Raw genomic sequence first — 11,727 nt, forward strand, 5'->3', positions numbered from 1 at the left:
AGAGATTTATTATGCTAAAAGTATTAGCTGCTTGCGGTGCGGGAATTGGATCGAGTCAAATTATCAAAATGAAAATAAAAAAGGTATGTGAAAAATTAAATATTCCTGTTGAAATCTCACATTTGAGTATAGGAATGGCTAAATCAGAAGCGGACAAATATGATGTGATTTTTACAATGAATGGACTAGTTTCCAACTTTTCTAATCTGAAGGGCGATACGAAAGTAATTGGCTTAGTTAATCTTATGTCTGAAAATGAAATGGAAACAAAACTTAAAGAAGCATTAGGGATCGAGTAAAAAAATGAGGGAGTGTCTTAGTAATAAGATCTCTCCCTAGTTTTATCATCAATTTAAGTTTTTAAAACAAAAGCTGAGGTGAGTCCGATTACCGAGTTAAAGAAGCATAATATCGTATATATTCATACGCATGATAGTGGGAAAATTTTCAGTCCGTACGGCTATGCAGTGAATACACCTCATATTGAAGCACTGGCAAATGAGTCGCTTTTATTCAGACAGGCATTTGCTGCAAGTCCGACTTGCTCACCTAGTCGATCGGCGATGCTCACAGGGATGTATCCCCATTCATGTGAGATGCTTGGATTGGCAAATCGCGGCTTTTCAATTGCCGATTATGATTGGCATATTGTTTCTAACTTAAAAAAACATGGATATAAGACGGCTCTTTGTGGGATCCAACACGAAGCGGGACATTATTTAGATCATGAAGCTGGAGCGGAAATCATTGGTTATGACGAGGATATAACGAGCAGCAAGAATATTAAAAGCTATCAGCAACCATATAGTTGGGATTATGAGAATGCCTTAAATGTATCAGAGTGGCTGCGGTCCCGAAATTCAGAGCAACCGTTTTTCCTATCCTTTGGCATGTATTCAGCACACAGAGAATATCCGGTAGCGAATCATGACATTGTCAATCCGGATCGAGTAATGCCGCCACATCCGATTCCAGACAATTCGACCACCCGTGAAGATTATGCGAGACATTTAATATCTATTGGTCATGCAGATCATTGTGTCGGTCTCGTAATCAATGCATTGAAAGAAACGGGGTTGTATGAAAATAGCATTATTATTTTTACAACCGATCATGGTATAGCGTTTCCATTTTCAAAATGTAATTTATATGATGCCGGAATCGGAGTCGCGTTGATGATGAGAGTGCCTAGCAGTAAGGCGAATGGTTTAACGATGGATAACTTAATATCCCAAATCGATCTTTACCCAACGCTTTGCGAATTAGTTGGTATAGAAAAAGCAGATCGACTTCAAGGAGAATCTTTTGCCCGCTATTTTTATGATGAAATGGACCCGCATCGCAACAAGATTTTTGCAGAGATTAACTTCCATACATCTTACGAGCCTGCTAGATGTATAAGGACAGAAAGATATAAATATATTCGTTATTTTGATCATGAGTATTTAAAAATAAATATATCTAATATAAACGAATCTCCGACAAAGAAATTATTTATGGCAAACCAACTTGAAAATCGAGTGAAAGAGCCAGAAGCGCTATATGACTTATTGTATGATTCCGGTGAAAGAAATAATTTGATCGGAGATCCGAACTACTCTCGCATAATTGATTATTTTAGAAATGAAATGAATGAGTGGCAGCTAGATACGAATGATCCTTTAATAAAAGGGCCTATACGAAGAAAAAAAGAATGGAAAGTGAATAAAAAAACAAGTGTAGTTCCAAGTAGTAAAAATAGAGATGATTATGAAGTTTATAACGAGTAAAATGTAATCCTGCCATTCATATAACTTTTTAACCATTTCTGTAAGCGTTATCCTGGATTGTTAAAAAAGAGAAATGATGGTGATGTGATGTTAAAAAGTGTTTTTGATTTTATTGTAAATGACGTTCTTGGAAAGCCTGAAATTGTAATCGGGATTTTGGTAGCCATAGGATATATTTTACGGAAAAGCTCTGGGACAAAGATCATTACTGGTGCTGTAACTGCAATGGTCGGTATTACGATGCTATTAACCGGTGGAAAGCTGATGAGTGAGTATTTTAAACCAATTACTGCTGCTGTTAATGAGGCATATGGAATTAAGGGTTATATTATGGATTCTTATGCAATGAAAGCCGCCACCCAAAATATGTTGGGGGATAGTTTTGCCCTCGTCGGCTACGTTTTCATTGTTGCTTTCGCAGTCAATTTATTGATTGTGGCCTGCGGTAAATATACAAAAATGCACGGTGTGTTCTTGACTGGGCAAACTGGTATTGCTCAGGCGGCGGCGATGTTATGGCTAATGATTTTCTATTTTGGAAAACTCGGAATGAATAGTTTTTGGACAGTACTTATTTCCGGTACGATCGTCGGGATCCTATGGTCAATAGGTATTCAGCTCTCTACAAAACCGGTAAATCATGTAACAAATAATGCCGGTTTTACCATTGCTCATAACCAAATGTTTGGTATCTGGTTTTTCTCTAAGATTGCAAGGTTTTTTGGAGACCCGGAGAAAAGCAATGCTGAAAATCTTCGTTTACCCGGGTTTTTAGGAATATTTAATAGTAATGTTGTTGCAGTTGCAATTCTTATGTCTGTTTTCGTCGGCGGCTTTATGCTTTCACTAGGGATCGATGGTGTTCAGGAATTAGCGGGGAATACAAATTGGTTTGTCTACATTATTATGACGGGAATTACATTTTCCATGTATATGGTCATTATTTTGACAGGAGTCAGGATGTTTGTTGGGGAACTTGCTGCATCTTTTAAAGGAATTCAAGAAAGACTTTTGCCAAACGCTACTCCAGGGGTGGACGTTGCAGCGTTGCTTGCTTTCGGACCAAACTCTGCAGTTATAGGTTTCATTTTTACAACACTTGGAACACTGATTGGCATGGGAATTCTGCTTATCTTAAAACTACCAATTATGGTTCTAACTGGTTTTACCCCACTATTCTTTGACGGAGGACCAATTGGAGTCATAGCTAACAAATATGGTGGATGGAAGGCAGCGGCGGCATGTGGTACCATACTTGGATTAATTCATGTATTTGGGACAATTTGGATGATACCGATTAGTGGATTGGAAGATGAAATGGGTTGGTCGGGTATGTTTGATTTAAGTACAATCTGGCCTGCGATTGTTGAAGTATTTAGATTTATTGCAAGTTTATTAAGTTAACCTATAAAAAAATAAAAGAATACTAGGAGGAATTAACATGAGTAAAGAAAAAGTGAACTTATTGTTCGTATGTGGTTTTGGTGTTGGAAGCAGTTTAATGATGAAAATGTCGGTAGAGCCTGTCTTAGAACGATATGGAATTAACTGTGAGATGCAAGTAACGGCTGCTGGTGAGGCTAATGGATATTTAGATTGGGCAGACATTGTTGGAGTGAACGAAATGCTAGGTGATGTTCTTAATATTGATGATAAAAATATTGAATTTATCAGTGTTAAAAACTTAACGGATGGAGAAGCAATTTCCAAACAGGTATTGGAAATTGTTGAAAAGAAATTTCCAGAAGCTTTAATAAAGTAATATCATTTTAAAATAGCCGGAGTTTATGAAAACCCCTCTGAGTTGGTAGAAGAGGAGCTGAAATACTTTTAGCTAAATTCTCACTTCGTTGATTGAAATGAAAGGTGCAAGACTCCAACAGGAGGATGGATAATGGGAGACCCCGCAGGTGCGTTCTCCCGGATCCGTCTGCGGAAATCGAGCACCTGGAACTGAAATCAGCACTCATATACGAATAAATATAAAAACACTAGAATCTTAAACAGCTATTAATTTTTTGAAAAGCCACGTGTTTTCAGTGTCCTCCATTGCAAGTATGGGGGCCTTATGTAAAGGAAAGGAGAGATCGTCGTGAAGGCAATAGTAGTATTGTTTGATAGTTTAAATCGACATTATTTACCTCCGTACGGAAACGACTGGTCGATTGCTCCAAATTTTAAACGATTAGCTGACAAATCAGTCACATTTGAAAATAGCTATATAGGGAGCATGCCTTGTATGCCAGCTAGGAGGGAGTTACATACAGGGCGATATAATTTTTTACACCGGGAATGGGGACCTATTGAACCGTTTGATGATTCAATGCCAGAGTTACTAAAAAAATCGGGCGTGTATTCCCATTTAATAAGTGATCACTTCCACTATTGGGAAGATGGTGGCTCCACTTATCATAATCGCTATTCTTCCTGGGAGGTTGTTAGGGGACAGGAAGGAGATGCTTGGAAAGGAGAAGTGGAGGAGCCGGAAATACCAGAGGTCGTACGAGTCCCACAATCGCATGATGGTGGTGGTCCATCCTCATTATGGCGATATGAATGGGTAAATCGAAAGTATATGAAGAGTGAAGAAAAACAACCTCAATCAAAGGTTTTTTCAATGGGGGCCGAGTTTATCGAGAAGAATGTTGAATCCGATAATTGGATGCTCCATTTAGAAACATTTGATCCTCATGAGCCGTTTTTTGTACAACAGCATTATCTTGATATGTACGAAGATGATTATCAAGGTGCGTATTATGATTGGCCAAGGGGAGAAGCAGATGAGGATTCAGAAGTAATTGAACATGTAAGAAAACGTTATGCCGCATTATTAACGATGTGTGATAGAAATCTTGGGAAAGTCCTAGATTTAATGGATAAACATAATATGTGGAAAGATACGATGCTAATCGTTGGTACGGACCATGGTTTTCTATTAGGTGAACACGGCTGGTGGGGAAAGAATTTAATGCCTTATTATAATAAAATTGCCCATACCCCTTTATTTATATGGGATCCGAGAAGTGCTCATCAAAATGAAAGAAGGCAATCATTAGTTCAAATGATTGATTGGGCCCCTACATTATTGGACTATTTTAATATTGACATCCCAAAAGATATGCAAGGGAAGCCGCTTAAAGAAACGATCGCGGAAGATAAAATTGTTCGAAAGGCGAGTTTATTTGGGGTCCACGGTGGTCATGTCAATATAACCGATGGTAAATACCTGTATATGCGGGCTCCTGTTAATCCTGATAATAAACCATTATATAATTACACCTTAATGCCGGTCCATATGAAGAAACGATTTGATGTAGAAGAATTAAAACAGACTGAATACGTAGAACCATTTGATTTTACTAAAGGGGTTAAAGTGTTAAAAACACCAGCAAAAGATAAATATCAGGTTCATAAATATGGACATTTATTATTTGACTTAGAAAATGATCCCGAACAACTTGCTCCATTAAAAGATCCTAAGATCGAATCAATGATGATTCAAAAAATGGTTGAGATTATGAAGGAAAGCGATTCCCCGCAAGAACAATTTGAAAGGCTAGGATTACAGATATATATGGGAGGTTAATAATGTATTCTCTTAATAATATGATCACGGATGGTTCCGTTCAACTTGGAGTATCAGCAGAAAATTGGGAAGAAGCAATTAGAATCGGTGGATCCTTATTAAAGAAAAATGGCTTTATTACCCAACAGTATATCGATGCGATGGTCGATACTTGCAAAGAGCTTGGTCCATATATCGTTATCGCCCCGGGTTTAGCAATGCCACATTCGGCACCAGAAAAAGGCGTAATTAAACCAGCAGTTAGTTTAATTACACTTTCCCAACCGGTTGAATTTGGAAATAAGGATCATGATCCTGTCTCGGTTGTATTTTGTATCGCTGCTACTAAAGATCATGATCAGTTGGTTGCCGCACTTACTCAAATAACGGGTATTGCATCTAATTCAAACACTTTTAATAAATTGATTGTAGCCAATTCACTTGAAGATGTTAAAAGTATAATTGATGATTTAGAAAACTCGTTCATTTAGTAAAGTTCACCATATTGGCAGATGCTCAATCGTCGCATCAGACAGCTTGAATAATTCGTACACTTTCTCTAGGGGTGATGCAAATTGGGTATGAACGTGAATAAGTCTTGTTGTTCAATCAATAGAAATGTTCAAAAACTAGATATAGCTAAAACGGAGATAAATAAACTAGCAATAAACCGGTGCGGTCGTATGAAAGATATGGTTCATATTCCAGGTGGGGAATTTTTAATGGGGTCTGAGGAATCGAATGCCATTTCATCAGATGGGGAAGGACCAATTAGAAAAATAAGAATTCAGTCATTTTATATGGATCAATATGCAGTAACCAATTCTCGGTTTGCAGCGTTTATTAAAGATACTGGATATAAGACGGATGCTGAGGAATTTGGCTGGTCATTTGTTTTTAATCGTTTTTTATCTAAAGAAGCTAGTAAAAATATAAAAGAATTAGATACGGGAATACCTTGGTGGAGTGCGGTTGATGGGGCATGCTGGTCACGACCTGAAGGCTGGGGGTCCTCGATAGAGGATAGAATGGAGCACCCTGTGATTCATGTGTCTTGGAACGATGCGGTTGCATATTGTCAGTGGGCGGGAAAGAGGCTTCCGACCGAAGCGGAGTGGGAGTATGCTGCACGTGGTGGTCTGATTCAAAAACGTTTTCCATGGGGAGATGAGCTTTACCCTAATGGATTGCATGCATGTAATATTTGGCAAGGTGAATTTCCAAACAATAATAAAGGATCTGATGGGTATATTGGGACGGCTCCAGTAGATTCTTTTTATCCTAATCATTATGGCCTTTATAATATGGTCGGAAATGTATGGGAGTGGTGTCAAGATTGGTTTAGTCCATCTTATCATTTACATGACCGAACGAATAATCCACAAGGACCTCCTTTTGGAGAGATGAGATCGATGAGGGGAGGCTCCTATCTATGTCATGAATCTTATTGTTATAGGTATCGAGTGGCTGCCAGATCAGCAAATGCACCGAATAATACGACGGGAAACTTAGGTTTTAGATGTGTTCAAAATGGTAATAAAGATGATGCTAAAATTTTATAGCGAGTTATAGTAAATAGTGTTATTTATCCGATCTTTTTGATCGTTTTGTTCGAAAAAACGGGGTATGATGTAAGTAATAACCCGAGAGAGAGTGAATTGATAAAAATGAAAAATGGATCGGTATACCAACGTAAGAGAAAGATAGAAGATTATTTAAGAAAGCATGGATCTGCTAGGACGGATGAGTTAAGTAGGTTATTTTCTGTATCTGAAATTACGATTAGGAGAGATCTAAAGGATTTTGAAGAGAAAAATATTCTCGAACGATTTCATGGTGGTGTGCGCTTACTTAAAGATTATACGGATAATGAAGTTCTTTTTGAAGAAAAAGGGGAGAAGTTTAGTAAAGAGAAGGCAGCTATTGCAAGGGAGGTAGTGAAATTACTGAGTGCAGGCGATACGATCTTTTTGAACTCAGGATCAACCTCATTAGCTGTTTTAAATGAACTAAATAATCGGGACAAAACAATCAAAGTGATTACGAATAATGCTTTAGCTCCTACGGTGATTACGAATAATAACGTAGAGCTGATGATAACGGGTGGAGAGTATCGGAAGACATCGAAGTCGTTTGTCGGAGACTTAGCGGTTCCTGTTTTATCGAAGGTGATCGCAACGAAATGTATTTTAGGGGCGAATGGCATTAGCGCGGAGCATGGTATTTCTACATCTGTTTATCAAGAAACACTGATCAATGAACTGATGGTAAAGCATTGTAAAGGCGAATGTATCATTGTTGCTGACGGATCAAAAATCGGTAAGTTTTTTAGCTTTAAAAGTGTTGGGTTGGAAGAAATTGACATTTTGGTGACGGACTCGACGGCTGACCGTGATTATATTGCAAAGATTGAAAAAGCGGGTGTGAAAGTAGTTATCGCCCAAGTAGAGGAGGAGATTGAACAATGATTCGGGAAGAAATACAAGGTGTGGATTTTAAAATGTCTCTCATTGAGAATAACTCAATTTTATTAAATCAGGAAGCTGACACATGGCAAGAAGCTGTTAAAATGGTAGTAGATTTACTCGTTAAAGCGGGAACAGTTACCGAGGAATATTACGATAAAATTATTAAATCGACCGAAGAGCTAGGTGCGTATTATATTCTATGTCCGAAAATGGCGATGCCACACGCCCGTCCGGGAGATTATGTGTTAAAAGATTCATTTAGTTTTTTAACATTGAAAAAGCCGGTCCTATTTCCGGGTGAGCAAGAAGTAGATGTATTGGTTTGCTTAGCGGCTACGAACTCTGATAATCATTTAGAGCAGGCGCTTCCTCAAATTGCTACGTTCTTTTCTCAAGATCAAATTTTTGAAAAAATTTATCGATCTGCAACGGCAGAAGACCTACTAAAATTAATTTAATATGAACCATTTTAGCAAAAGGGACATGTTTGATAAAACGATGTCTCTTTTTTTATAGTATTTATACATAAATTGTCTTGTTAAGAGCAATATGAGTCAAGAATCATAGAAAATAGAGCATTGTGAGATAGTGAAAAAAGAAAGGGCTTTCGTTATACTTTAAGTAAGCCTTTACAAAGAGGCTCTTTTAGAAAAGGAAGATCAGTTAACAATTTAATATGATAGATGCAAAAAATAAAAGCGAGGAGAATGATGATGGAAAAAGTAAGATTAGGCATTATCGGTATTGGTGCGCAAGGCGGAACTTATGCCGGATTTATTTCAGAAGGAAAAGTGAAGAATACGGTCATTGGTGCGATTTGTGATATTGATCCAGAAAAAAAGGCGGTGTGTGCGGAGAAGTATCCAGACGTTCCATTTTACGATAATTATATCGATATGCTTGAGAGCGGCGATGTTGACGCTGTTGTGACAACGGTTCCCCACTACTTTCATCCAGAAATGGGAATGGAAGCATTAAAAAGAGGCATTCACGCTTTAGTAGAAAAACCAGCTGGTGTTTACACAAAGCAAGTGAAGGAATTAAATGAATTTGCTGCTTCAAAACCAGAGTTAACGTTCGGGATCTTTTTCAACCAACGTACAAACCCACTTTACCAAAAGCTAAAAGAATTGATTGACAATGGTGAAATTGGAGAAATCCGTCGGACAAATTGGCTAATTACAACATGGTGGAGACCACAAGGATACTATGATCAAGGATCATGGAGAGCGACATGGGAAGGCGAAGGCGGCGGTGTCCTTGTAAATCAAGCGCCACATCAGCTTGATCTATTCCAATGGATTTGTGGAATGCCTAAGACAGTAACTTCGAATGTGAAGTATGGCTATAGAAGAGATATTGCGGTTGAAGATGAAGTAACAGCGATGTTCGAATACGAAAATGGAGCGAGCGGTGTTTTTGTAACATGTACACATGATGTGTTGGGTACGGATCGCTTTGAAATATTAGGTGAAAAAGGAAAAATTGTTGTTGATGACAGTAAGAAAATTACAATTAAAAGACTTCATACGCCAGAACTTGAAATGAGTAAGTCCATGGATATGAGTGATGTTATGCGACTCTTCTCCGGCGGAGAGCAAACGGATATTTATACAGAAGAAGTGCTAGAGTTCGAAAGTGTATGGGGCGAACAACATATCAATGTTATTGAAAATTTCTCTGCTAATATTTTAGATGGTACACCATTAATCGCACCTGGCAGCGATGGCATTTACGGTGTTACATTAGCGAATGCGATTCATCTATCAAGCTGGTTAGATAAAGAAGTGGAAATTCCATTTGATGAAGAGCTGTACTTAGCTGAACTAAATAAAAGAATCGAAGAAGAAAAGAAACAATCAAATTAATTAGGACAAGCCTGGCACTCTAGTGTCAGGCGAATGTCCAGACAAGCATAGCTTGATATAATAGGAGGGGAAAACATGGAAAAAGGAAAAATTGGCGTTCAAATGATGATGCTTAAAGGGAAAGTTGAAGAAATAGGCGTTTATGAAACAATGAGAAAAGTTAGAGAGCTTGGCTATCGTGCGGTAGAGGTTTCACAAATTCCGATGACGGAAGAAAATGTGTCAGAGCTAAAAAGAGCAAGTGATGATTTTGAGATTGAAATTGCGGCAACATCGGCTGCTCTTGAACCGACAATGCCTGGAATGAAAGTTGAAACATTAACGAATGATTTCGACAAAATTGTAAGTGATTGCAAAAAATTAGATTGTAACTTCATTCGTATTGGAATGCTTCCATTAAATATTATGGGGGATAAAGATCAAATTTTAGCATTCATCCAAAAAGCTGAGGCGATGGCAGAAAGACTTGCTGAGCACGGAATCGAGCTATACTACCATAACCATCATATCGAGTTTCAGCAATATGATGGAAAATATTTAATTGATATGATGAGAGAAGGAACGTCAAAACTTGGATTTGAGCTAGATGTTCACTGGATTCACCGTGGCGGAGCTGATCCTGTTGATGTGATTAATCGTTTCGAAAACCGCATTTCTTTGTTGCATTTAAAAGATTACCGAATTGGTCAGCTTGATATGAGTGCGTTAGATCCTAAAGATATGAGTAAATTCATGCAAGCATTTACGAATATTATTGAATTTGCTGAGGTTGGCGAAGGATCACTTGATATGAAGTCGATCATTGATGCAGGACTTGCAAGTGGTTCGAAGTATTTCTTAGTTGAGCAAGATAATGTATATGGTCGCGATCCGTTCGACTGCCTAGAAACATCAGCGGAAAACTTAAGAAAGCTTGGTTATGCGGACTGGTTTTAATTCGAATCAGCAGAAGTCCCTACTCCTATAAGTATGATTCAAATTAGAGGGAGTTCAAACTCCCCGTACTTGACGCTTCGCTTTTGCTGATTCAGGTTAAGGAAGTCTGCTGCGGATGTCACAGATTTTTTCTAAAGGTACGAAAAAATCTGGACGGACATCATCGATGTAAAATAAAGAATAGTGTGGCTGCCCTTAAACGACTAAATGGGCAGCTTCTTGAGGTGAAGGAATGGATGATTGGCTAATCTCGAATTATCGAAGTAAAACAATAGGTGAACATGTACTCGACTTTCATTCACATGAACAATATGAAATTTACTATTTTCATGGCGGGGACTGTAAATATCTAATCCATCATACGATTTATGATCTTCAACCAGGCGATATTATTATTATGGATGGTTTAACCGCACATCGGGCAAATCCATCAACATTTGTCCCGTATGAGAGAAGTGTCGTTCATTTTTCTCCGAAGTGGATTGAGCCAATCATTGAATCATTACAAATGCCAGACCTTCTTGCTCCATTTAAAGAAATGAATAATAGTTTATTACGTGGAGAAGAAGGGATCGAGAAGCAAACAATCCTTAATTGTATGAAAGAGATTGATCGCCTGTTAAGAGCTGATCAATCATACTTTCTTGATGGAGGAAATTTGAAACAAAAGAGAGAAGTAGAAGCGGAGCTAAAGCTACTCGTTGTATCTATGGTTTTACAAATTTTTAAATTAAGTAAGCTGGAAAATACAAAATGGATGATGGACAAAAGCGAAAAAGACACCCATGTGGAAAATATTGCAAAATACATTAATGAACATTATCAGGAAAAGATTAGTTTGGATGATGTGGCCAACGCGCTTAATTTAAGCAAGTTTTATTTATCTCGTACATTTAAAGAAATAACGGGAACAACCGTTATGGATTATGTAATGACGTGCAGATTAAATCAGGTGAAATATGAACTAGAGATGAGCCCGAAGAAAACACTCGCAGAGGTGGCAATGGACACAGGGTTTGAAAGCCCCGCCCATTTTAGTCGCTTTTTCAAAGAAAAATTGGGAGTCACGCCATCAGAATATCGCAAAAGAAAACAAAAATGAGTAGAAAGAGCATCCGAAT

General features: G+C 38.0%; 12 protein-coding genes. All 12 read left to right on the top strand.

Going from position 1 to position 11,727, the window contains the following annotated elements:
- Nucleotides 1-11 precede the first annotated feature (11 nt).
- The 12 genes from KHA95_RS19165 to KHA95_RS19220 all read left to right on the top strand — a co-directional run bounded on the left by KHA95_RS19165 (nucleotide 12) and on the right by KHA95_RS19220 (nucleotide 11,708).
- The gene (locus tag KHA95_RS19165) at nucleotides 12-299 is read left to right on the top strand and encodes a PTS sugar transporter subunit IIB (protein WP_213139164.1); all 288 of its coding nucleotides are present in this window, start codon (nucleotides 12-14) and stop codon (nucleotides 297-299) included.
- Between the two features lie 78 nt (nucleotides 300-377).
- The gene (locus KHA95_RS19170) at nucleotides 378-1,769 is read left to right on the top strand and encodes a sulfatase family protein (protein WP_213139165.1); all 1,392 of its coding nucleotides are present in this window, start codon (nucleotides 378-380) and stop codon (nucleotides 1,767-1,769) included.
- Between the two features lie 87 nt (nucleotides 1,770-1,856).
- Nucleotides 1,857-3,173, top strand: coding sequence for a PTS sugar transporter subunit IIC (locus KHA95_RS19175; protein WP_213139166.1), 1,317 nt, complete (start codon nucleotides 1,857-1,859; stop codon nucleotides 3,171-3,173).
- Nucleotides 3,174-3,210: 37 nt separating this feature from the next.
- Nucleotides 3,211-3,531: a PTS sugar transporter subunit IIB gene (locus tag KHA95_RS19180; RefSeq protein WP_213139167.1), complete on the top strand. Its 321-nt coding sequence runs from the start codon at nucleotides 3,211-3,213 to the stop codon at nucleotides 3,529-3,531.
- Nucleotides 3,532-3,861: 330 nt separating this feature from the next.
- On the top strand, nucleotides 3,862-5,355 hold the full coding sequence (locus KHA95_RS19185) for a sulfatase (protein WP_213139168.1): 1,494 nt from the start codon (nucleotides 3,862-3,864) through the stop codon (nucleotides 5,353-5,355).
- Nucleotides 5,356-5,357: 2 nt separating this feature from the next.
- Nucleotides 5,358-5,825 carry a PTS sugar transporter subunit IIA gene (locus tag KHA95_RS19190; RefSeq protein ID WP_213139169.1) on the top strand — a complete coding sequence of 156 codons (468 nt, stop codon included), beginning with the start codon at nucleotides 5,358-5,360 and terminating at the stop codon, nucleotides 5,823-5,825.
- 90 nt (nucleotides 5,826-5,915) lie between these two features.
- The gene (locus tag KHA95_RS19195; protein WP_213139339.1) at nucleotides 5,916-6,896 is read left to right on the top strand and encodes a formylglycine-generating enzyme family protein; all 981 of its coding nucleotides are present in this window, start codon (nucleotides 5,916-5,918) and stop codon (nucleotides 6,894-6,896) included.
- Nucleotides 6,897-7,001: 105 nt separating this feature from the next.
- Nucleotides 7,002-7,802 (top strand): DeoR/GlpR family DNA-binding transcription regulator, encoded by an 801-nt coding sequence (locus tag KHA95_RS19200; RefSeq protein ID WP_249317126.1) that lies wholly within the window; start codon nucleotides 7,002-7,004, stop codon nucleotides 7,800-7,802.
- Nucleotides 7,799-8,260, top strand: a complete 462-nt coding sequence (locus tag KHA95_RS19205) for a PTS sugar transporter subunit IIA (protein ID WP_213139171.1) — start codon at nucleotides 7,799-7,801, stop codon at nucleotides 8,258-8,260. The genes KHA95_RS19200 and KHA95_RS19205 overlap by 4 nt, the downstream gene beginning before the upstream one ends.
- 255 nt (nucleotides 8,261-8,515) lie before the next feature.
- Nucleotides 8,516-9,670, top strand: a complete 1,155-nt coding sequence (locus tag KHA95_RS19210; RefSeq protein WP_213139172.1) for a Gfo/Idh/MocA family protein — start codon at nucleotides 8,516-8,518, stop codon at nucleotides 9,668-9,670.
- A gap of 75 nt (nucleotides 9,671-9,745) precedes the next feature.
- Nucleotides 9,746-10,606: a sugar phosphate isomerase/epimerase family protein gene (locus tag KHA95_RS19215; RefSeq protein ID WP_213139173.1), complete on the top strand. Its 861-nt coding sequence runs from the start codon at nucleotides 9,746-9,748 to the stop codon at nucleotides 10,604-10,606.
- 232 nt (nucleotides 10,607-10,838) lie between these two features.
- Nucleotides 10,839-11,708, top strand: a complete 870-nt coding sequence (locus tag KHA95_RS19220; protein ID WP_213139174.1) for an AraC family transcriptional regulator — start codon at nucleotides 10,839-10,841, stop codon at nucleotides 11,706-11,708.
- Nucleotides 11,709-11,727: the final 19 nt, after the last annotated feature.

Origin of the sequence: Bacillus sp. FJAT-50079, assembly GCF_018343515.1 — a bacterium.
GTDB lineage: Bacteria > Bacillota > Bacilli > Bacillales > Bacillaceae_C > Lederbergia.